Here is a 22,533-nt window from a genome sequence, read left to right as displayed (position 1 = left end):
CCTAACCTATTACCCGATTTTATCCCTTTAAAACTTCCGCCGCATAATTATTAAAGTGAAATCATCCCTCAATTGAAAATTCTGCATCTTTTCGAGCTTTTTATAAAGATTATTCACAATTCCTTGAGCATCTAAATGAATGGATTCCTGAATAAATTTAACCAGAGTGTCTCTTTCAATAAATCCATCATTTGTTCTGCATTCCGTTACTCCATCTGATAGGAGAATAATCATATCGCCTACTTCAATTTTGCGTTCATATTGCTGGTAGGTCGTTCTTTTATTTACCCCAAGCAATAAACCCTTGGCACTTAATTCAGTAAATTCATTTTCTTGATATCTATAGAAAAAGCCCGGTTCATGCCCAGCAGATGCATAAGTAAAAATATGATTAGAGGGATCATACAAACCATAGAACATGGTTATAAACATACTCGGACCTACATTTTGCTCAACTACGCGATTAATACTTTCAAGAACACTGGCCGGAGAAGTACGATGCTCCGGTAGAGAATCCATCGCATACTTGATCATAGACATACACAATGCTGCTGGTATCCCTTTGCCAATAATATCAGCAATTGCTACAGCTACCCGACCATGTTCATCTTCGACAAAGTGAAAATAATCTCCGCTCATATGCTTAGCAGGAACGCTAATGGCACCAATCTCCAGATTTTTGAGGATGGGAACTCGCGTTTCCAATAAAGTTTGTTGAACATTAGCGGCGATTTCCATCTCACTCTTCAGTTCTCTTTGTTGATGGCGAAGACTCTGTAATTCACGAAAAGCAACACCATACTCCATCATAATTTCCAATAAAAAATCAAGAGAGTGGCTAACTTCCTCCGAAACATCTGGAAGAATCTCCTTCAGTGCATTCTTATGTAAACTTATGATTTCTTCTGGAGATATCATATGTTCTATCGCTTGTTTGCTTAATTTATGTCCGAGATATAATGCTTTTTCCGTATGCTCTGTCAAATAGTTTGAGAGAGCTTCACGGTATCTTTCTTCCATGCACTCTCTATTATCCACCTATCTTCCCCCTATCGAAGCCATTTGGTTGATGTAATGCACGTACCCTTTCCAACATCGGAGTCAATATCAAAATCATCCATCAATCTTTTGACTCCAGGGAGTCCTGCTCCAAGACCACCTGATGTTGTATACCCATCTTCCATCACTCTTCTTATATCACTTATTCCGGGACCGTTATCCTCAGCAGTGACTCTAAGGCCTGTTTTTCCATTATCGTATACCTTTTCAATGCATATTTGACCCTGCCCTGCATATAAATATATATTCCTTGCTAATTCACTTATGGTTGTGGTTATTCTTGCTTGATCCACGGTGCCAAACCCCAACTCTTTGGCCACGTTTCTGCCCACCTGACGGGCTGCAACAATATCCCATTCATTTAGAATTTTTACGTAGGATTGGGTGCTCATCATGCTAGTCCCCCAGTTCCTTTTGTAATTTCTCCAAACCTTTTTCTAGATCCAATGCGGTCATAACATCGGATAATGTAATCCCCAGTTCGATTAACGTGATGGCAACAGCCGGTTGAATGCCTGTAATCACAACCTTCGCACCCATTAGTTTGGACATGTTAATAACATCGCCAAGGACTTTAGCAATAAAGGAGTCTATAATATCCACTGAGGTTAAGTCAATTACCACTCCGTTCGCATTTGTTTCATGTATTTTATGCAATAAATCCTCTTGAAACTGGAGCGCTGTTGCATCATCCAGTTCCCACTGAATGGAAATCAACAGGCAATCGTGCAGCTTTAATATCGGAATCCTCATACTAACTCCTCCGAGGTTATTATAATTTTTCTGTTTGTAATTTCCAGGGCAGCCTCTACACCCTTTTTCAATGTATTTTTAGTTATGATTTCATCTAAGTTAATCCCAAGATTAACAATTGTTTGAGCAATCTCCGGGCGTATCCCGCAAAGCATACAACGCGCGCCAACCAAGCGAACAGCCTCTGCAGCCTGGATAATATGGTGGGCCACCATGGTATCTACAACCGGTACCCCTGTAATGTCAATTAACACTACTTCTGAACGATGCTTAACAACGCCATCGAGAAGGTTCTCCATTATTTGTCTGGCACGTTCTGTATCTATTGTTCCTATTAAAGGCATTACTGTAATCCCTTCAAACACCGGAATGAGCGGGGCGGATAATTCCTGAAGAGCTATTCTTTGCAAAGAAACCGTTCGTTCCCATGTAGATGTATAAACATTAAGGATTTCATTATTCAGAGGAGTAATCCATTCATCAAAATCGAGCACAATCTCAAGCTGATTTTCTTTTGTCATTACTCCCTCGTTAACCAATCCTTCTGTTACTACGATATTGAATGCCTTCATCCCGTCATTCACAAATGTTAACGGCCAGCCTAAACGAATAATCTTAGCTGCAAAATCACCTAGTTTTGTCTTGAACTCTTCATCGGAATCTGTAATATTAGATATCAATACATCGATAAACTCATTACTTGTGTGTAAGAACATTTGGTCAGAAACTATCTTACCAACTCGTTCGTCTGCCTTTTCTTCTACGCGGTTAACCCACTGCCGTAAAATAATGTCTTTATGATCCTGGATATAGTTTTGCACAAGCTTATTCATTAGTTCCTCCTCCATCGAGTTTTTCTGAACTTTTTATATGAAAATTTGCTCTTTTAATGAATTATTGAATAATTTTAAAAAGTCATTTACACAAACTATTATAAACACTTGAAAAGAAAATAGGAAATTAGAAATCCAAATCCCTTTGTTTTATTAAAACAGAAAAACCACTACTTCTTCATACTTTCTATAACTTACACTTTATTCCCTCTATTCTTCAAAATAAACGTTAAAATTTATCTTTACCACTCTGTAAAAGTAAATAAAAAGGCTGCCAAGAATTCAGATTCTTGGCAGCCTAGCCTTCAGTACAGAAGTATATTTTTATAATCTTTTTATTATTATAATTCCACAAGTCCCAGACTGATTTGGAGCGCGTTATCGACCTTACGCATCATTTCATCATCCAACTGTGTTATTTTATCTGTTAATCTCTGCTTATCAATTGTTCGAATTTGTTCAAGTAAAATAACAGAATCACGTTCGAATCCATATTTTTGGGCGTCAATTTCTACATGGGTTGGCAGTTTCGCTTTTTGTATTTGAGCCGTAATTGCCGCAATAATTACGGTAGGGCTAAATCGATTACCTATATCATTCTGAATAACAAGAACAGGTCTTACCCCACCTTGCTCAGATCCAACCACCGGAGACAAATCAGCGAAATAAACGTCACCACGCTTTACATTTATACCCTTATTCACCGCTAACTAGACGCTCCACGGCATGTTCAGCCTCATATTCTGCCTGAAAAGCTTCAGCTGCCATAGTCAAATTAATATTGGCCATCTCCATATATCCACGGCGCATGGATTCGCGAAACTCTTTCTTTTTGCGTTCTTGCAAATACATTTTGGTTGCTTGATAAATAAATTCGCTTCGATTCACATTTTCTTCTCTCACGTATCCATCCAACTCACTTAGCAAATTTTGGGGCAAGCGTATTAGAATTTCCGTAGTTGCACTGGACTCAGACACAGGCAAACACCTCCACCATCACTACAAACCACATAGTTCTTTACTATTCTATCTTACCATTAATACTTCTGCATGCAAAGGTGTCTAGTACATTTCTTTCTTATTATGAGGCTAAATAGATGTTCTTTATTCATCTTTCATGCACAATATGCTAAATACTCAATACCGGAATAATTGATTTACAGTTTCAACTATTGAATTATTCTGTTTATACACCCGAGGAATTCGACTGGATAATTGACAAACTACCTCATAGTTAATTGTCTCTAATTTTCGGGCAATCTCATCAGCTGTAATCGTATGATCTCCATCGGACCCGATGAGCGTAACAATCGTATCTTCCGGTACAAATTGATCTAATTTTACCATGCATTGGTCCATGCAGATCCGTCCCACAATAACCGCTCGCTTTTCTTTAACCAGCACAGATTGACCAGATAGTTTTCTTATCCATCCATCAGCATATCCAATAGGCAGTGTTGCAATCCACTCTGGTCCCTCTGCTTTATACGTTGCACCGTACCCAACCGTATCCCCTTTAAATATCTTCTTGATTTGCTTTACTTTCGTATAAAGTGATAAGGCCGGCTTTAGTGACACAGGCAGAAGATCTTTTATTTCAGGGGATGGGCTTAAGCCATACATAGAAATGCCAAGCCTTACTGTATTAAAATACGCATCAGGATATCGCATAGCTGCCGCACTATTACTAGTATGAATGAAAGGCGGCAAGTATTCCATACTATCAAGAATCTCCCTGAATTTCAATAATTGATTTTGAGTTCTGCTTAAATCAAGCTCATCTGCGTTAGAAAAATGTGTAAATACCCCTTCGAGATGGATATGATCCTGATGTTTAAGGATATATTCAATTTCTTTCATTTCTTGTTTGTTTCTAATTCCTAGCCTGCCCATACCCGTATCAATTTTCACATGTATATTTAACGGTTGCTCAATATTTTCTTCCTGTAAATATTCAATAGCTTTCCCAATCCAATCAATATCATGTACATTTAAAGAAATATTGTACTGCACTGCAACCTTTGCATCTTTAGCTCCTGTAGAACCAAGCACTAATATCGGAACCTTAATTCCTGCTTGGCGCAGCCGAATTGCCTCATCCAGAAAAGCTACCGCTAAACTCGTTGCTCCGGCACCAAGGGCTGCCTCAGCCACTTGTCTATCACCATGACCATAAGCATTCGCTTTTACAACTGCCATGATGCCAGTAGTAGAAGGTAAGTACTGCCTAAATTGTTTGACATTATGCTGTATATGATCCAAATCTATTTCTGCCCAAGTATCTCTATACGATAATTGACTATTTTTCATAAGAGGTTGACCTTCCTTTAGATGTTTATAACATGATTATTCCCCTTAATGAATAGATAGTCAATTCATACCTAAAGAAACCCAAAAGAATAGGCCTGTATGTATAACAGACCCGTTTATCATTATTTCTCTGCAGTTTCTTGTACAGATCGCGCAATCATGACCATCTCATCTGCTGAGAGATTTTCTGTTGCCAGCATAAAGTCTATTCCTTCATAAGACCAGGATACCGAGTTTTCTGTCATATTCCCGATTGTGAATCCTAAATCTACAGGCTCACCTTCCGCTGTCGTAACCGCAGCTTCTTTAACAATCTTTGATTTGCTCTCAATTAGAGTGTATTGTTTATTATCACCCGCAAATGTCAGAACAGCCCTCTTTCCATCATCTGATTCAATCATTTTCTCACCTGCAGGCTCCACTCCCTGAATCTCAGCAGTTGGATATTGAACTTCAAAATCGACCTCTTCTTCAGAAGACATGACCGGTACTTCCAGCTGTGCCCCTGTCATATTTTTTTTCACATCAAAGTCACCATTGCCGTAGTTAGGATTAAACTTTGTTTTTTCAAATTCCACCTGAACTAACGTATTACGATCAGAATCCATTACGTCTACACTTATCGGCTCCAGTGTTTTCCGGTCGAATTTCACGACTTGTAATGGGAGCATTTTATTATTTTGATACCTCGTTTTTGTCTCAAACACATAGCTATCTTCTGTTTCTTTAAAGGTTGCATCCTTATCTACAGATACATCTGTGATTAAGGATTCGTACAGATATGCCTGTGAGCTGTTTTTAGGCCATTCGCTCTGAAATTTAAAGCTTTTATTAAGGGCAGGAGTTAATACAAATACTCCTTCTTTATTCCGCAAAATAATTTGACTTTGATCTTTTTGGGCATTTTTCAAGTTTACACGGTAGTCTGACGGCGATTGATACCATACTTCCACATCATATACTTGTGGTTCCGCCCCCATTTTCAAGGTCATTTTTGCATCAGTCTTGTATCCCTTTAAATCATTCATCTTTTTCGTTAGTGCGTCTACAACATCTGTTTGTGATTTTTCCCCGCAGCCTGCCAAGACCAACATAAATCCTATTGTCAGCATCAGCATCATTAACCTTTTCAAGATCTCATCCCCTTTTAACAGTAGTAAGTAAAAGGGAGAGGAAAAGCCACTCACGTTTCGTTCGTTTTAATCTCACATTTTATTTAACAACGTATTATCTGGATATATTCGTTCAAAACAGTTAGTATTTCTGCTATTCTTTATTTAACTCCTACCTGTTTTTTAAACGCCCGCTATTGCGAGTGCTATCCAAACTAAATGTGGGGATAGTAAACTTCCGAAACAAGGCCTTGTCTCTCCAATTCGCTAATTGAATATATGAGACAATCCTTCTGATTATGTGCTTGTTGGACAAACAATTTGTTTTTACTGTTCCTCTAAAATAACCTGGGCAGCTGCATATTGTTTTGTATGGGTTATACTCACGTACGCCTTCACTTCTAAAGGATGCTGAATAACCGGTTTACCATTACTGCCTGGCATAATACTAATATCACGGAATGCAAGTTTTCCGCCAATACCTGTTCCATACGCTTTAGAAAATGCCTCTTTGGCAGAAAATCTTCCGGCAAACCATTCAATTTTCCGAATTTCACTTAATGACAGGAAGTATTCTTTCTCATCTGCCGTTAGTATACGATCCACGAATTTCGGCTGTCGTTCAAGTAGATTTTTCACTCTCTCAAGTTCAATAATATCTAAACCAATCCCAATAATCATTGGTTCCCACCCTCACATTTTATGGTGATATATTTTTCAATCACACTCTATTATAAATGATTTACCAAATCTTTTATGTAAGGATGATGTCTTTTGTTCACACGTACTGAAAGTTTTCAACAGTTTCTCCGTTATTATCCGGGAGTGAGTATTTTAACAGCCATTTGTATAGCCCTTTATACCCTTACCTCTTTGCCGATATTTCCCAGGAGAGACCTCTATACATTATTAAGCGGAGTTAATTTCTACATAGCAGAGGGCGAATATTGGAGATTGGTCACACCAATTTTTGTCCATGTTGGTTTCTCCCACCTTTTGTTTAACTGTTTCTCCTTGATCATAATCGGTCCTGGTTTGGAACAAATTTTGGGGACACCCAAATTTATTTTATTTTTTATGCTGACCGGTGTTTTAGCTAATCTGCTTACTTTCTTTGCTGAACCCCTTATGTATGCTCATGCAGGAGCCAGCGGTTCTATTTACGGCTTGTTTGGATGTTTCGCTTATATCGTCTATTTTAGAAAAGACTTAATCTCGCCCCAAAATTCACAAGTCATTTTAGCTTTACTTATTATTGGTGTCGTTATGTCCTTTTTCCAATCATCCATTAATATTACCGGTCATATTGGCGGCCTCATATCAGGTTTCGCCCTCGCTCGGATATTTTTGTCCAATCGACAATGACCAAAAAATATATTTCCATTATAGGAATAAATAACTATAATAAAGTATAGTATCGATAATGTTGTAGAGAGAAGGTAGAAGATAATGTATTCAGCATTTAAGGAATTAGAATATTTGATTCCTCCTCCCATAAAAGGAAAAGGCCGAGAATGCCTTACATATACCATCGCTGAGTGGGTAACATTATCAGAAACCTTTTCCCTTAAGACATATGAAGAGTTTCACCCAGTCTATGTCATGCAAGCAATGGCTTCTCATTCATTAAAAAATGAAGAGGAAGCCTTTAAAATAGTTAAGTCATATTACGGCAAATGTACATCTGGAACGGTTCATAAACTATTCATTCTAGAATATTTATTGCGATTGGGATGCATTGAATGGATTAAACAAATAGTATTGGAAGATTCCTCAGAACCGGAAGAGAATGAGTTAAAAAAGGTATTTTCCATTTATATCGACCAGGCAGAAGCCCAAACAGATGACATAGAATTGATTGATCGAGCATTTAATCTATCATCCAGCTGCCTGGAAATAAATATAGCTTCGATCATTTCCCATCTGTATGGAATTAGCCAATTACGTTTGCAGGAACCCTTTAACAAATTAATAAAAGCAGTTGAATCCATGCTTTTATTATGTAAAGATCAGGATTTGTTAACGATTTTTAAAATACAGCTTGGGGAAATGTACTTAGTTTCAATCTTATGCAGCAACACAGACCCTAAGCATGTACGAAATGCCTGTCAATTATTTAGCGAGAGAACAGAGTTATTAAAACAATTCCCTACTCTTGAGATATCTTTATGTCACATCTTAGCCCATTCTTATATGTTTGATAGCTTTATGATTGCAAAAAAATGGATCATGAAGGGTCTGACCTTAGTGAATAATGTACATCCACAGCGCAGGCCCTTTCTTGAATCCTCTCTTAATTGCTCAATGGATATTTTCAGGAGCATATGGCAAAGGGAATTGGATATTCTACCAGCATCCATAGCTGAAAAGGCTCATCGTAATATGGTCATTGGTCAGACAAGCATGGGAACTCAGCTATTGGACTCTATATACTCGGAAAAAGGATCACTTACCTTTTTTGAGCACTTTTATTTAGCAATGAGCAAAGATATTAATACTATGCGAGAAATTCAACTACTTTTCTTACATAGTCGGAATTACTATTATGCTCAGCTCATCGACTTTTACTTATCTGAGGGTCATAAGAAAACGTAGCACCCTTTAAAATTTTGATATCATCCAGCGATTGCAATTCTTCCATCATCTTGAATACGGCAAAGTCTTTGTGCTTCGCTTCTAGCATGCAATCAATTTGACTGGCCAAGCTATTGTTTCCTTTTACTAATTCAATCACTTCTTCTATACGCACATGATCAGCATGTGCTTTTTTATTTTTCCCCTCTTTTTGGGATGAAAGATGGACTTTAACAGCCAGGGTCGAGTTGCTCCAAGTCTGTACGATTCTTGGCCACTGCTCTTTCCAATCGCCATGGTTATTGATTTTATGATGGTGTAAATCAAACACCATGGGTATCGACAGTTTTTCACAAAGATAGAGGGTATCGTGGATGTCAAATGTTGTATCATCATTTTCCAGTATAATCATTTCCTGTAGTTCAACAGGCACATAACCCCAATTATTAATGAATTGTTCTAAGGCTTGTTCCTTATCTTGATATAATCCACCAATATGTAAAACACACCGGTGTTTTGGCGGAATCCCAAAAGCTATAAGTAATTGATAATGCATCCGTAATGTCTTAATGGACGTCTTTAAGATATTCTTATCATCACTATTCAAAATAACATAATGATCCGGGTGAAAATCAATTCTCATATCACGGTGTTTTTCCAGATATTCTTTAATAGCTCGGGTTTCATCTATAATACTTCGCATATAATTCCAATCTCTTAACTCCGGATGATTAGCCAGCGGTATTAATTTTGAGGAAAACCGGAAGAATTTGATGCCATTTGCTTCATTATGAATCAGCAAACGAAGGCAATTTTTCAGGTTGGCTTTTGCAATTGCCTCTAATCTTCTTATAGCTGCATCCCTGTCTGCCAACTTGCTGAATTGTGAATAGGTCATCGTTTTTGATGGTGATGCATTTTTCAATTCCATACTCATAGCTACGTAACCCAAACGAACGAACGTCATGAATTCGATTCGCCTCCTTTTTCTTATTATGTACAAAGGAAGCACGTAAAATAAAAAAAGGCCAATCCTCGCTAAGTGAGGATTGGCCCTATCATTATTTATTATTTACTTGTGTTTTTTGGCTTGGAGTTTGAATAGGACTTTTTGCGTCCATTTGGATTGCTGCTGCGTTTTCTGTCTCCACCGCCGCGGCTGTCTCTGTCTCCACCTCTATTGTATGGACGTTTGGCGCCACCTTTTCCGCCTTTATAAGAAGAACCTTCTTTACGGAACGGCAATGGTCTCTCTTCTGAAATATTTACAGGTTTTTCATCAGGATCTCTAATGAACAATTTCAAAGCGGCAGCAATTAGTTCTTCTGCACTTTGGTCTTCCAACATTTCTTTAGCCAATGGAAGATACGCTGATATGTCTTCCGAAGAAACAACATTGTACAATTTTTCTCTAACTGTTTTTTGTTGTACTTCCAAAGCATCTGTAACAGTCGGAGCTTTCATACGGTCCATTTTTCTTTTAGTCGTACGTTCTACCACTTCAAGATAGGACATTTCACGAGGCGTTACGAATGTAATAGCCATTCCTTCTTTACCCGCTCTTCCTGTACGTCCAATACGGTGGACATAACTCTCAGGATCTTGAGGAATATCGAAGTTATAAACGTGTGTAACACCAGAAATATCAAGGCCACGTGCCGCCACATCAGTAGCTACCAATATATCGACTGTTCCCTCTTTAAACTTGCGTAAGACTGACATACGACGGGCTTGTGTCAAGTCACCGTGGATACCTTCAGCTGTATAACCACGCACTGTTAATGCTTCTGCTAATTCATCAACCCGACGTTTAGTACGACCAAATATAATAGCTAATTCCGGCGTATGAATATCAAGCAGACGAGTTAATGTCTCAAATTTTTCTCTTTCCGGAACGCGAACATAATATTGGCTGATGGCTGGAACTGTCATTTCTCTCGCTTTTACACGTACCGTTTTCGGTTCATGCATAAATCTTTCAGCAATGCGACGGATTGGATCTGGCATTGTTGCAGAGAATAACAATGTTTGATGATTGTCTGGAACAGAAGACAGAATAGACTCAATATCTTCAATGAATCCCATGTTCAACATTTCATCTGCTTCGTCCAGTACGACTGTATGAACATTGTTTAAACGAATTGTTTTTCTGTTAATGTGATCCAACAGTCTGCCTGGTGTACCTACAATGATATGCGGACGTTTTTTTAATGCACGGATTTGACGAGAAATATCCTGTCCACCATATACTGCAAGAACTCGAGAACGATTACCCGCTCCAATTTTGTACAATTCTTCAGAAACCTGAATTGCAAGTTCACGTGTCGGCGCAATAATCAAACCTTGGATTTCATCTTTGTTTATATCGATTTTTTCGATCATCGGAATTCCAAAAGCAGCAGTTTTACCTGTACCAGTTTGAGCTTGTCCAATTAAATCTCCACCTTGCAATGCAAATGGAATCGTTTCTGATTGGATTGGAGTTGCTTCTTCAAACCCCATTTTCTCTACTGCTCTTAATGTGTCGCTGCTAATTCCTAATTCACTAAATAATGTCATTAATTTTTCTACCCCTTTTTCACAAAAATCGGTGTTTTTTTAACAATTGCTTCAATATATTTTTCATTCCTGTAAAACAGGATTACGGGTCATTTAATCGTGCCTGTCGCACAGGGTTTCGATCTCATAAAAAAAAGCGGCCGTCAGTATCCCGGCAGCATGAGTTCATAAGTCCAATTCATTTGGAAAATTTTCATGAAACGCATGTATTTAACTTATGTTAACAAATACTGAGCCAGATTGCAAATGAACAAGATTGCAATATTCTATTATGCTATGGATTGATTTTAATTTCTTCAAGCTATTTTACTTATTGAACAAGCCTTTTATCTTTCTAAAACAGGAGATAAATATCCGCGTTCATACACCGCCTCCCTCTATTACGAAGATAGGATCTATATAGATCCTGTGTATGAAAGACACACGCAACACAGTAATTTTTTGTGCGATAAAGTGGAATTGATGAGTATTTCAGATAGAGGTTTAAGTATAAATCTTTTTGTATCGCACGTCTGTGAATTAATTTTTTAAAAGTCTGGGTGTCTTACGTTGATTGCTTTTTTTCATCAGATCTTATAGCAGTAGACAGTCAAATGATCCCAACAGTATTAATCAATCGATTGATTAGTTAAAGAAAGGCCGGCTAATCCCTTGCTACAGCAAATATCTTATCACTGCAGCCTTTCAGGTGAAAAATTCTAACTATTCACTCAACCTCTATTCACATATAGTTTATATATACCCAACTGTAGATAAAATATGCAGGCAATGTCGGATTATTTAGATGATGTCCTTCATTCTTCACTACAATGCAAGAATGAAGGACATCTACCATATATATGAGAGGCGGTAAACTAATTAGGAAAACTAATTTTGGAGGTTGCGAACTATTTCCTCTAGTTTCATTCCCCTGGAAGCTTTAACCAACACAATGGAATGCTGATCAATAACCTCTTTTAATTTTGCGGATAATTGATCTTTATCATTGAAGTGGTAAACACGCTCTTTACCTATGTTCCCCGCAGCGCTTTCAGCAATCTTTTCTGCTAATTTTCCATACGTAAAGACATAATCAATTTCCTCAGTGATTAATTCGCCCATTTTTGAGTGATATTTCTCTTCTTCCGGTCCCAGTTCAAGCATATCTCCGAGTACAAGGATCTTCCGGTCGGCTCCTGTCATGCCTTTCACCAATTCAATGGCAGCTTTTACAGAAGTCGGACTGGCATTATAAGCATCATTGATGATTTTTTCGCCTCGCGCTCCCACTGACACTTCCATCCTCATATTTGAAAGCTTCACTTCGGCAAGCCCTTTTGCAATTTGATCCCATGACAATCCCATCGTTTTACCAGCTGCTATAGCGGACAAAGCATTCAGTACATTATGATTGCCTAATAGTGGCAATACAAATGAATGAATACCCTCTACATCAATCGTAAATCTCATTTCATTCTCACCTGATTCACTTTGAATAGGATGATAGTCATTTGTCATGCTGCTGCCGAATGTAATATGTTTATAATCATCCTTCGATACCCTGCTAACCAGAAGTGGTTCATCCCCATTGTAAATGAGTGTACCATTCTTCTTTAAGCCCTCAACAATCTCCATTTTGGCATCTGCAATTCCTTCACGGGAACCAAGGTCAAGTAGATGTGATTCTCCGATGTTGGTAATAATCGCAGCATCTGGTTGTCCTATACTTGAAAGCAGGGAAATTTCTCCGCGACTGCTCATTCCCATTTCAAGAATCAGTATCTCTGTATCTTCTGGGGCAGACAGAATGGTAAGAGGTAATCCAATATGGTTATTGTAATTCCCGCTCGTTTTATGAACCCGGTATTTTGTTTTCATAATGGACGCAGTCATATCTTTAGTAGTCGTTTTACCATTACTGCCCGTAATCCCGATAACTTTCGTATCCAGCTCTTGCAAATACGCTTTAGCTAACTGTTGCAATGCTTTTAAACTATCCTTAACGTATATCAATGCCGTGTTTTCAGGAGGGTTAGGTGCATTTGTTTCCCAAAATGATGCAGCTGCTCCCTGCTCAAATGCTGCCTCAACGTGATGATGTCCATTGCTATGTTCACCTTGAAGAGGGACAAATAGGTTACCATCTTCGATTTTTCTTGTGTCATTTGTCACTCCTGAAACAAGAATTTCTTGAAATCTTTCATTTATAGTGCCGTCTACCATAGCTGCAATTTCAGCCAGTGTGCGTTTGATCATATTAATCCTCCATTACCCTTTATCATCCCTGAAATAGAAACAACTACTCTGACAAATCGGCGATATGTTACTCCCTTGTCGTTTCCTCTTTACAAGGCAATATACCAGGCCTAACCATATCATATGGTTAGGCCTGAACGATGTCCGGCTGCTGCCTCTCCCAAGGATATGTGTGGTGCCCTGTTTAACCAAATTACGTACCGTATAGATTGATTAGCGTTAAATAGTATATTTGATTTTTTGCTTTTCAGCATGCCTTTCGATAGCTAGATTGATTAGTTTTTCAATTAATTGTGGGTATTCAACACCCGTGTGGTTCCAAAGTAATGGGAACATACTGAAAGGTGTAAATCCAGGCATCGTATTTACCTCATTGATATATGCTTTTCCATCATGCGTAAAGAAGAAATCTGCTCTTACAAGTCCGGAGCAATCCAATGCTTTATAGGCCTTGATTGCCATGTCATGCAGCATTTGATATTCTTCTTTAGATATTTCAGCAGGTATCACTAATGCTGTATCTCCGTCTTCATATTTCGCTTTATAATCATAGAAGTCTTTTTTCGGTATAATTTCACCGGCCACCGAGCATTCAGGATAATCGTTGCCCATTACGCCAATTTCCACTTCTCTTGCCGTAACTCCTTCTTCCACAATTACTTTACGGTCAAATTGGAATGCCTCTTCAAATGCTTTATGAAGTTCCCCAGCATTATCACATTTGCTAATTCCAACACTGGAACCTAAATTGGCCGGTTTAACAAAACATGGATATCCCACTGCATTTTCTACTTCCTGGCATACTTTTTCTTCGTTACCGCTCCATTCTGAGCGTAAATAGGAAACATAGCCAACCTGCTCCAAGCCAGCCTGCGCAAAGATATTTTTCATAATGACTTTATCCATACCTGCAGATGACGCAAGGACGCCATTTCCTACGTATGGAATGTTAAGCAGCTCCAATAGCCCCTGTACCGTTCCATCTTCGCCGTTTGGACCATGTAATAATGGGAAGACAACATCGAATGCCTGCTCGGATCCATTAGCAATAATACTAGCAAAACCTGTTGTCTGAGCCTCCTGATTACTTCCATCAAATTCCAATTGCTCAACAGATTCAATCGGTCCCTGTAATTGCGGTCCTTTAATCCATTCACCTTCTTCATTTATGTAAATCGGATGTATATCATATTTAGAAGAATCCAACGCCTTGATTACCGCTAAAGCAGTTTGCATGGATACTTTATGTTCAGCAGATTTACCGCCATATAATAATCCCAGTTTGATTTTCATGTTATTTACCCTCCGTTAGTTGATACATACCTTATTGTATCATTTCCTTTTCAGAACATTAAATTAATATGCGATCTAATTTACCTTAATAGGCAAATCAAACATTCATCTTATTATATGCATTTTTGGATACAATTTGTGAACTGTTATATCTGTTTAATAAACAGGAAAACCTCCCTTAATCTTACAGGAGGTTTATTTTTCTTCTATAACCCATTCCTTCATTTTCTTCTGATAAACCAAATTGACTGTTTGCCTCTTTTGATAAATCAACCTTAATTCATCTTTTAATTCATCTTCATGGCGATAATCACCGACAGCCCAGATCGGAATCTCAATACTCTGTCTTGTTTGAATAGATTTATGAAAGCTGATAAGCGCTCCCTCATTAAACAAAGGGGATAACTGTTTAAGAATATCTAATGGAATAACTGGATTTTCGGGTCTTTTCTTGCCGCCAAGCCATAGTCTGTCCGGTCTATTTGTTTCCACATGCTCAGGAATCAGTTTAGCAATCAACTGGTAAAAGTCATTCCAATACCGGTAATAAATTTTATTATAAAAACCATCTTCCAATGTTAAATACACAAACCGATTATTTAATTTTTGATAAAATGGGGATCTTAGATGGTTAAATGTATGTCTGATAAACAATATTTCAGCTATTTCCCATGGAGCCAATTCTTCCAGTCCCTCAATATCCTCAAAATCAATCCAGTTTATATGTCCGTATTCCTTTCCATTTTCTTTATAATATTTTTTGTAAAAGGGGAAAGAAACATAATTAAACTGTGTATGCATATCGTATTCAACATCCATAAACGGATGGTCCAATAATAAAACATTTTGCGGCGGCTCTTTCAAAGATTGCATAAAGCTGAAAAAGTCTATGCCAAATGAAGCTACAAAATGCTCAGTTTCCTGTTTATGAAGATATATAAAGTCTCTTTTACCCTGTTTCAATACAAACCCCTCCGGCATGTGTTCATCAATAAGATGTTTGGTTGCGATTAGACTACTTTTCCTGAGTCAACCCTCTATCTTATTACCCATTCCATTTTTAAACTATAGGTGCGAACTGTTTCTCTCTTATTCTAGACGATGTATTATCAAAAAAGATTCAAAAAAACGTAAAAAAATTATATTGTAAAGTTGTTGTAACATTGGTAATCCTTCAATCTGTCAAATAGAAAAAGATAAGTATGCCCCAATCTTATTTATATATTGTTGTTTAAATTGAAGTAGAATTTTATATAAGACTTTAGCTTTAAAAATTCAAATAATTCGATAAGCTTTGCATACTAAATTATATGACTTTTAGTACTACAATACTAAATTTTCGCCTTGACTATTTTTTATTCTTTTCCCTTTCCGAGGAGATACAAATCATTTCCTCTTCGGGGTTAACTTCAGGAGGGAACCGACCTGTTCATTTAATTTCGTCGTATGATAAGTTCCAGTAACCCAATCTTCCATTTGGTTTTGATACCACTTGCTGCTTAAATGGCCGGACTGTCCGGGTCCAACTAAATGATCTGCCTTTGATAAATCAGAGAGTTCTGCAACGAATCTCCAGGATCCGCCATGATTAATTTCACCAAGATTATTATACCCGGCTGCCCGGACAGTAACCGAGCTCCCCCCGCTCCCCCTAGCCTTTTCATAATTAAATATATATTGAAGGGGGCTAACGCTGGATAAGGGATGCTTAAATTGAATTTGATGGTAATCTCCCCAAGTCCATATAGAAAGAATCCCACCTTGGAGTTCCTTTCCAGTTACCACGGCTTTTGCTAAACTGCTTTCCAGTACCTTTTTTATTCCGCCCTTTTCATCCACCCATATACTTTGTTCACCCTTCAGCGCTTTCCGAAGAAGCTGATCAACCGCCTGCTTCCTTCCTCTAAAAAGGGGGAGCATTTCTTCAGATATTTCCTCATCAAACAGGGTATTTGAAATTTCCGTCATCCACAATTGAAATATCAATGGAGCAGCCATGTCTTTGTCATCGATATAATTCCACTCCTGCAGGATCTCAATAGCCTCATTTTCGCCAGACTCTGATATCTCTTCTAAAAATTTCGGTAAAAATTCTTCTGCCTGCAGGTTCAGTTGATCCATTTGCAAATCTTTCATACCTTCACTTGTTAAATCATGTTCACTTGAAAGAACATCATTAATCCTCATTTGGCGATAGGGCTGTGCCCAATCATGACTTATATGATAAGGATAACTATCATTCGTTACCTTATTGTTTGCCGTTGATATATACCCTTTTTCAGGATTAATGGTACGTGGTAATTCAGTAAACGGAATATATCCAATCCATTCATTTTCCCCCGTCCAGCCTTCTTTGGGCAAAAGTGCATCCTGTCCTTCTTTACGTATAGGTATCTTCCCATTAGCCTTATAAGCAATGGTTCCATCCTTTGAAGCAAACACAAAATTTTGTGCCGGCGTTTCAAAATCCTCCAGTGCCTTTTCAAATTCGGTCCAATTTTTTGATTTTCCCATATTAAGCACTGCTTCTAACTCGTTTGAAGGCTGCAAGGCGGTCCACTTTAAAGACAAGACATGTTCCTTGCCGGTATTTTTCAGAAACTCTGAGATAATAGGACCATGGCGGGTAATGGTAATTTTATAATCCTCCGTCTTCTGTCCTTTAATTTTTATATCCTCATGAATAACATCTGCCTTTTCCCATTTTTCCTTATAGAGAAATTCGTCTTCCTGTCCAGGATTTCTTTTCTCAATATACAAATCTTGTACATCTGGACCTACATTTGTAACTCCCCATGCAATATCTTGGTTATGACCAAGGATAATACCCGGAATGCCCGCAAAGATGACCCCGCTTACGTTATAGCCGGGACCTTCCAAATGGGTTTGATACCAAACAGAAGGAGTAGCCAGCGATAAATGAGGGTCATTGGCCAATAAAGGCGCGCCGGTTTTGGTTTTCTCTCCTGATACAACCCAATTATTGCTTCCATTAAACTCATTTGGGACCACTGAAGCAGATAAACTGCCCTCTATGTCGAGTTCATCCTTTGATATATTTACCGGAGCTCCTACAGGATAATCAGGGAATAATTCATACGCCTTTTCTTTCGGGAAATTTTGCAGCAAATAGTGGCGAAAAGCCTGACTGTTCCAATTGCCTCCTAAATCAAAAGCCATATACTTTCCGATTGTCAGCGAATCAATAGGTGTCCATTTCTCCGGTTCATATCCAAGAAAGGTAAATTCGACGGGCCATTTTCCATTCCCCTTCCTTTCATTCATGTAGGCGTTTACACCATCGGCGAATGATTGCAGTATTTCTTTAGCCTCCTCTGAATAAGCCGGATAAGAAACTTCAGCAGCTCTCCTCAGGCCCAATGTACGAAAATATTTATCATTCTCAAGTGTTGACTCTCCAATCACTTCACTTAACTGACCGGACGCCTGCCTTCTAGACAAATCCATTTGAAACAACCTATCCTGCGCTTGGACATACCCTTGAGCGAAAAATAAATCCTGTGTATTACTGGCCTTTATATGAGGGACTCCTTCTTGATCACGCAAAACGTCCACTTTATTTTGTAATCCTTGCACCCCAACCTCTCCCTCTATTTGCGGCAAAGGACGTTTCACAAAATATACTACTCCAATCGATCCAACCATAAGGATGGCAGCAAGTATTGCAATCACCCATAAACTAATTTTCTTTCCTTTTGACATCGGTTTTCTCGGCACCTCAATTTCCATTATATCCCACCCCCATACACCTTACATTCTATAAAAGTTGAGAGTTTCCTTTATTTCTTTTTGACCATCACAGGCCCTTCTATCCTTCGATAAAAATCAAAAAAGCCGACATATATATGTCAGCTTACTTATGATATTTACTTCAGTTTAATTCGTTGAAGACGCAAGGCATTTAATACGACACTCACTGAACTGAATGCCATGGCACCACCTGCGAGCCAAGGTGCGAGAAGCCCCATAAACGCAACTGGGATTCCCAGAGTATTATAGCCAAAAGCCCAAAATAGATTTTGTTTAATATTACGCATCGTCTGTTTGCTTACATAAAGTGCATCAGCAATCCCATTTAAATCACCCTTCATCAGGGTAATATCTGCAGCTTCCATCGCAATATCTGTACCAGTTCCGATGGCAATACCTGTATCAGCCAACGCAAGAGCAGGAGCGTCATTAATGCCGTCGCCAACCATAGCCACTTTTCTTCCTTCAGATTGAATCCTTTTAACCTCATTTGCCTTGCCTTCAGGAAGGACTTCAGCAATCACATTTTTTATACCGGCCTGCTTTGCGATAGCCTGTGCGGTTTTCTGATTATCGCCTGTGATCATCCAAACATCAATGTCCATATCTTTGAGGCGTTGGACGGCTTGCCGAGAAGACTCTTTAATGGTATCCGCTACAGCAATGATTCCAGCGATAGTCCCATCAACAGCAACAATCATCGCCGTTTTCCCTTTTTCCTCAAGTTCCTCCATGATTGTTGTAATAGGAGTAATATCCAGTTGATTGTTCATCATCCATTTTCTTGTTCCAACCAAGACTTGATTTTCCCCAACAGATGCATATATTCCAAAACCCGGATTGCTCTTGAAATCGGTTGCTTCCGCAAGTTCATAATCTCTTTCAGCAGCCGCTTCCACAATTGCCTGGGCAAGTGGATGTTCAGAAGGTTTCTCTGCTGCCGCAACTAGTTTTAACAGTTGTTCTCGGTCCCATTCACCAATTGATTCAATATCTGTTAAAACTGGCTTACCATTTGTAATCGTACCGGTCTTATCCAATATAACGGTATCAATCTGGTGAGCAGTCTCTAAGTGCTCCCCGCCTTTAAATAGAATACCGTACTCAGCCGCCCGCCCAGACCCGGCCATGATAGATGTTGGGGTAGCCAAGCCTAATGCACAGGGACAGGCTATAACGAGGACAGAAATCATATTTTCCAATGCCCTTGTGAAATTTCCGTAGTCCACGATAAAATACCATGCCAAAAATGTTAAAATGGCGATGCCTACGACAATTGGGACAAAGACACCTGATATTTTATCAGCCAATCGCTGAATCGGCGCCTTTGAGCCCTGCGCCTGTTCAACCACTTTAATAATTTGGGAGAGAGCTGTATCTTTGCCGACTTTAAGGGCCTCTATCTTTAATGCACCATTTTTATTAATAGTGGCTCCGAATACGTTATCGTCCCTATTTTTATCTTTAGGGACACTTTCGCCAGTTAACATCGATTCATCTACAGCAGACCTTCCTTCTATTACTTGCCCGTCTACAGGAATCCGTTCCCCTGGTTTCACATAGATTATGTCCCCTTTTACCACATCAGAAAGAGGGATCTTTATTTCTTTTTGATTCCGTATTACGGTCGCTGTCTTAGGCTGCAAGCCCATCAGCTTTTTAATCGCATCTGAAGAGCGGCCTTTTGCCTTGGCTTCAAATAATTTACCCAGCAAAATTAACGTAATTAAAATGGCACTTGTTTCAAAATAAAGATGTGGCATCTCCCCATGATGGCTTCCACTCTTTACAATCGATTCATATAGACTATAAAAATAAGCTGACGACGTACCAAGCACCACTAATACATCCATGTTGGCACTGCCATTTCGCAAGGCTTTATAGGCACCTTTATAAAATTGCCAGCCAATAATAAATTGGACTGGTGTTGCCAAAGCCAGCTGTACCCAAGGATTCAGTAATATATCTGGCACATACATCCAGGAGGTAAAGGAAAAATGAGCTACCATCGTCCACAATAATGGCAAAGAAAGAACTGCAGCCGCTATAAACTTAAACTGCTGTCTCTTAATAGCCGACTTTCTTGAATCGTCACCTTCTTTTGACTGTTGGTTCTTCGGCGTAGCTCCATATCCAAGCTTTTCTATTTTGGCGATTAGCTCTCTTTCGGATAGATCTCCCACGCTATATACGATTGTTCCTGATTCCACAGCAAGATTTATAGTAGCGTCAAGGACACCCTCCGTCTTATTCAGCACCTTTTCTATCCTGGCTGAGCAGGCCGCACAGGTCATTCCGGTAATCACCAATTCAGATTTTTTCGTCACAACGCCATATCCAATCTTTTCTATTTTTTCTTTCAAATCCTTCGCTGATACAAGAGCAGGATCATAGTTGATGATTGACGTTTCGGTGGCTAAGTTCACATTTGCCTCTTGAACACCTTCCATTTTTCCCAGCACCTTTTCAATCCTCGCTGAACAGGCTGCACAGCTCATTCCAGTAATCTGAAATTGAATTTGCTTCATGATTTCACCACCTTCTTGTTAGCTGCCCCCTGATAAACCCCAAATGATGAACAGCTTAGTCTAAAACATCAATAATCTTAATCGACTTCATATCCTTGGTCATCAATGGTTTCCTTAATAGTCTCCAGACTAATCATGGCTGGATCATATTGGACTTCAACCTTCCCCGTCTCCAATGTAACGGTTACGGATGTAACTCCACTTAAATCACCAACACTGCCTTCCACTGCTTTAACACAATGTCCGCATGACATCCCTTTTACATCTAAGATTGTTGTTTCCATTTTAATTCCTCCTATTTTTTCATTAATTTTTGTATGGTAATCAATACCTCATCTAGGACTTCCATATCACCTTGCTGAATCCGTTCTGCTACACATGATTTCAAATGGCCTTCGAGCATCAGCTTCCCAACAGCATTCAACGCTGATTGTGTAGCGGCGATTTGAGTAATAATATCATCACAATATATATCTTTTTCAATCATTGCTTTAATTCCTCTGATTTGCCCCTCCACCCGATTTAAACGAGTGATTAAATTTCTCTTCACTTTTTCAGAATGATGGCTTTTTCGTTCGTGATCGGTGTGGCAATGGCTGCTCATATCTTCAATTAACTCTCTATCGTTCATAATGACCTCCCTTCTGCTCACACTGTTAATTATACTATACCCCCCTATCGTATCTTCCTCAACATTTCATTCTTCTAAAAAAGGATATAAAACCTGACTGAGAACCCGGTATTTTCACATCCAGCCTTCCTTGCGTTATACTTATGATTATTCACTAATGACAAAGGAGACATGTACGTTGCTTACAATCTATTTAACTAGACATGGACTTACAGAATGGAATGTAAATCGCATCATGCAAGGCTGGGGAAATGGCGAACTGACCGAAAAAGGCATAAATGATGCAAAGGCCCTAGGGAGTAGGCTTGCAGATGTAAAGCTTGATAAAGTGTACAGCAGCACTTCCAAACGTGCTTACGAAACAGCTCAATATATTATTGGAGAACGTGAGATCAGCCTTATTCAGGAAGATGATTTACGGGAGATGCATTTTGGTGATTGGGATGGTCGTATCAGGGATGAAATAGAGGCGGAATATCCAGAGGAATTTAAAATCTTTTGGGAAACCCCGCATTTATTTGAAACGGAGACAGGCGAAACATTCGAGCAGCTCAAAAAAAGAGCCGTAGCCGTATTTGAACGGATTATAACTGATAATCCTTCCGGTACGATTCTGATTGTGACTCATTCCATCTTCCTGCGAGTTCTGCTTACGTATATTAAAGATACTCCATTATCAGATGTCTTTAAAGCGACTCCTCCAGGTAACACAAGTTTAACGAAGATCGAAATTCGTGAAGGGGAAATGGAACTCCTATACGAAAATGACATGCAGCATGTAGAAGTATAAATAAGCTTAAAGGCTTTCCTTCAATTAATTGGAGGTAAGCCTTTAATTTGTTTATCTCTCTTTTATGTATTGTCCCGTAATCTAT

21 protein-coding genes are annotated in these 22,533 nt (G+C 38.8%); 3 read left to right on the top strand and 18 right to left on the bottom strand.

The window, feature by feature from the left end; all coding sequences use genetic code 11:
* Nucleotides 1-27: 27 nt before the first annotated feature.
* The 9 genes from AC4G3L_RS16255 to acpS form a co-directional block, all read right to left on the bottom strand.
* Complete coding sequence (locus AC4G3L_RS16255; protein WP_491078038.1) at nt 28-1,038, bottom strand: PP2C family protein-serine/threonine phosphatase; 1,011 nt, start codon at nt 1,036-1,038, stop codon at nt 28-30.
* Between the two features lie 11 nt (nt 1,039-1,049).
* A complete protein-coding gene (locus AC4G3L_RS16250; protein WP_491078050.1) occupies nt 1,050-1,451 on the bottom strand; it encodes an anti-sigma regulatory factor in 402 nt (133 codons plus the stop codon).
* A gap of 4 nt (nt 1,452-1,455) precedes the next feature.
* Nucleotides 1,456-1,812, bottom strand: a complete 357-nt coding sequence (locus AC4G3L_RS16245; RefSeq protein WP_491078037.1) for an STAS domain-containing protein — start codon at nt 1,810-1,812, stop codon at nt 1,456-1,458.
* Entirely contained in the window at nt 1,809-2,645 is an 837-nt protein-coding gene (locus AC4G3L_RS16240; RefSeq protein ID WP_491078036.1) for an RsbT co-antagonist protein RsbRA, read from the bottom strand. The genes AC4G3L_RS16245 and AC4G3L_RS16240 overlap by 4 nt, the downstream gene beginning before the upstream one ends.
* Before the next feature lie 341 nt (nt 2,646-2,986).
* A complete protein-coding gene (locus AC4G3L_RS16235) occupies nt 2,987-3,337 on the bottom strand; it encodes a type II toxin-antitoxin system PemK/MazF family toxin (RefSeq protein ID WP_491078049.1) in 351 nt (116 codons plus the stop codon).
* Between the two features lie 4 nt (nt 3,338-3,341).
* Nucleotides 3,342-3,623 carry a CopG family ribbon-helix-helix protein gene (locus AC4G3L_RS16230; RefSeq protein WP_049672447.1) on the bottom strand — a complete coding sequence of 94 codons (282 nt, stop codon included), beginning with the start codon at nt 3,621-3,623 and terminating at the stop codon, nt 3,342-3,344.
* 159 nt (nt 3,624-3,782) lie between these two features.
* The gene (alr, locus tag AC4G3L_RS16225) at nt 3,783-4,955 is read right to left on the bottom strand and encodes an alanine racemase (protein ID WP_491078035.1); all 1,173 of its coding nucleotides are present in this window, start codon (nt 4,953-4,955) and stop codon (nt 3,783-3,785) included.
* A 122-nt stretch (nt 4,956-5,077) separates the two neighbouring features.
* Nucleotides 5,078-6,088, bottom strand: coding sequence for a LolA family protein (locus AC4G3L_RS16220; protein WP_491078034.1), 1,011 nt, complete (start codon nt 6,086-6,088; stop codon nt 5,078-5,080).
* Between the two features lie 306 nt (nt 6,089-6,394).
* Nucleotides 6,395-6,748, bottom strand: coding sequence for a holo-ACP synthase (acpS, locus tag AC4G3L_RS16215; protein ID WP_491078033.1), 354 nt, complete (start codon nt 6,746-6,748; stop codon nt 6,395-6,397).
* Nucleotides 6,749-6,841: 93 nt separating this feature from the next.
* On the opposite strand from acpS, the gene AC4G3L_RS16210 reads away from it, so the two are divergent.
* On the top strand, nt 6,842-7,432 hold the full coding sequence (locus tag AC4G3L_RS16210; RefSeq protein WP_491078032.1) for a rhomboid family intramembrane serine protease: 591 nt from the start codon (nt 6,842-6,844) through the stop codon (nt 7,430-7,432).
* An 84-nt stretch (nt 7,433-7,516) separates the two neighbouring features.
* Nucleotides 7,517-8,662 carry an AimR family lysis-lysogeny pheromone receptor gene (locus tag AC4G3L_RS16205; protein WP_491078031.1) on the top strand — a complete coding sequence of 382 codons (1,146 nt, stop codon included), beginning with the start codon at nt 7,517-7,519 and terminating at the stop codon, nt 8,660-8,662.
* Here the strand turns inward: AC4G3L_RS16205 and uvsE are convergent.
* The 9 genes from uvsE to AC4G3L_RS16160 form a co-directional block, all read right to left on the bottom strand.
* Complete coding sequence (gene uvsE / locus AC4G3L_RS16200; RefSeq protein WP_491078030.1) at nt 8,622-9,608, bottom strand: UV DNA damage repair endonuclease UvsE; 987 nt, start codon at nt 9,606-9,608, stop codon at nt 8,622-8,624. The genes AC4G3L_RS16205 and uvsE overlap by 41 nt on opposite strands.
* 101 nt (nt 9,609-9,709) lie before the next feature.
* Nucleotides 9,710-11,200 carry a degradosome RNA helicase CshA gene (cshA, locus tag AC4G3L_RS16195; RefSeq protein WP_491078029.1) on the bottom strand — a complete coding sequence of 497 codons (1,491 nt, stop codon included), beginning with the start codon at nt 11,198-11,200 and terminating at the stop codon, nt 9,710-9,712.
* An 867-nt stretch (nt 11,201-12,067) separates the two neighbouring features.
* Entirely contained in the window at nt 12,068-13,435 is a 1,368-nt protein-coding gene (locus tag AC4G3L_RS16190) for a UDP-N-acetylmuramoyl-tripeptide--D-alanyl-D-alanine ligase (RefSeq protein WP_491078028.1), read from the bottom strand.
* 219 nt (nt 13,436-13,654) lie between these two features.
* Complete coding sequence (locus tag AC4G3L_RS16185; RefSeq protein ID WP_491078027.1) at nt 13,655-14,728, bottom strand: D-alanine--D-alanine ligase; 1,074 nt, start codon at nt 14,726-14,728, stop codon at nt 13,655-13,657.
* Nucleotides 14,729-14,923: 195 nt separating this feature from the next.
* A complete protein-coding gene (locus AC4G3L_RS16180) occupies nt 14,924-15,691 on the bottom strand; it encodes a hypothetical protein (protein ID WP_491078026.1) in 768 nt (255 codons plus the stop codon).
* 423 nt (nt 15,692-16,114) lie between these two features.
* Complete coding sequence (locus tag AC4G3L_RS16175) at nt 16,115-18,478, bottom strand: penicillin acylase family protein (RefSeq protein WP_491078025.1); 2,364 nt, start codon at nt 18,476-18,478, stop codon at nt 16,115-16,117.
* Between the two features lie 137 nt (nt 18,479-18,615).
* Nucleotides 18,616-21,027 (bottom strand): heavy metal translocating P-type ATPase, encoded by a 2,412-nt coding sequence (locus AC4G3L_RS16170; protein ID WP_491078024.1) that lies wholly within the window; start codon nt 21,025-21,027, stop codon nt 18,616-18,618.
* 77 nt (nt 21,028-21,104) lie between these two features.
* Complete coding sequence (gene copZ / locus AC4G3L_RS16165; RefSeq protein ID WP_491078023.1) at nt 21,105-21,311, bottom strand: copper chaperone CopZ; 207 nt, start codon at nt 21,309-21,311, stop codon at nt 21,105-21,107.
* A gap of 11 nt (nt 21,312-21,322) precedes the next feature.
* Nucleotides 21,323-21,658 (bottom strand): metal-sensing transcriptional repressor, encoded by a 336-nt coding sequence (locus tag AC4G3L_RS16160; RefSeq protein WP_491078022.1) that lies wholly within the window; start codon nt 21,656-21,658, stop codon nt 21,323-21,325.
* Between the two features lie 178 nt (nt 21,659-21,836).
* On the opposite strand from AC4G3L_RS16160, the gene AC4G3L_RS16155 reads away from it, so the two are divergent.
* Nucleotides 21,837-22,448: a histidine phosphatase family protein gene (locus tag AC4G3L_RS16155; protein WP_491078021.1), complete on the top strand. Its 612-nt coding sequence runs from the start codon at nt 21,837-21,839 to the stop codon at nt 22,446-22,448.
* The last annotated feature ends 85 nt before the right edge of the window (nt 22,449-22,533 follow it).

The sequence above is a fragment of the Bacillus sp. z33 genome (assembly GCF_058313615.1).
This window is presented reverse-complemented; position numbering and strand designations above follow the sequence as displayed.

What these genes read in the sequence shown, in the direction of transcription:
- copZ (WP_491078023.1), bottom strand. Translation starts at nt 21,311, where the DNA reads ATGGAAACAACAATCTTAGATGTAAAAGGGATGTCATGCGGACATTGT.
- cshA (WP_491078029.1), bottom strand. Translation starts at nt 11,200, where the DNA reads ATGACATTATTTAGTGAATTAGGAATTAGCAGCGACACATTAAGAGCA.
- AC4G3L_RS16250 (WP_491078050.1), bottom strand. Translation starts at nt 1,451, where the DNA reads ATGAGCACCCAATCCTACGTAAAAATTCTAAATGAATGGGATATTGTT.
- AC4G3L_RS16160 (WP_491078022.1), bottom strand. Translation starts at nt 21,658, where the DNA reads ATGAACGATAGAGAGTTAATTGAAGATATGAGCAGCCATTGCCACACC.
- AC4G3L_RS16240 (WP_491078036.1), bottom strand. Translation starts at nt 2,645, where the DNA reads ATGAATAAGCTTGTGCAAAACTATATCCAGGATCATAAAGACATTATT.
- AC4G3L_RS16205 (WP_491078031.1), top strand. Translation starts at nt 7,517, where the DNA reads ATGTATTCAGCATTTAAGGAATTAGAATATTTGATTCCTCCTCCCATA.
- AC4G3L_RS16185 (WP_491078027.1), bottom strand. Translation starts at nt 14,728, where the DNA reads ATGAAAATCAAACTGGGATTATTATATGGCGGTAAATCTGCTGAACAT.
- AC4G3L_RS16245 (WP_491078037.1), bottom strand. Translation starts at nt 1,812, where the DNA reads ATGAGGATTCCGATATTAAAGCTGCACGATTGCCTGTTGATTTCCATT.
- AC4G3L_RS16170 (WP_491078024.1), bottom strand. Translation starts at nt 21,027, where the DNA reads ATGAAGCAAATTCAATTTCAGATTACTGGAATGAGCTGTGCAGCCTGT.
- acpS (WP_491078033.1), bottom strand. Translation starts at nt 6,748, where the DNA reads ATGATTATTGGGATTGGTTTAGATATTATTGAACTTGAGAGAGTGAAA.
- alr (WP_491078035.1), bottom strand. Translation starts at nt 4,955, where the DNA reads ATGAAAAATAGTCAATTATCGTATAGAGATACTTGGGCAGAAATAGAT.
- AC4G3L_RS16175 (WP_491078025.1), bottom strand. Translation starts at nt 18,478, where the DNA reads ATGGAAATTGAGGTGCCGAGAAAACCGATGTCAAAAGGAAAGAAAATT.
- uvsE (WP_491078030.1), bottom strand. Translation starts at nt 9,608, where the DNA reads ATGACGTTCGTTCGTTTGGGTTACGTAGCTATGAGTATGGAATTGAAA.
- AC4G3L_RS16190 (WP_491078028.1), bottom strand. Translation starts at nt 13,435, where the DNA reads ATGATCAAACGCACACTGGCTGAAATTGCAGCTATGGTAGACGGCACT.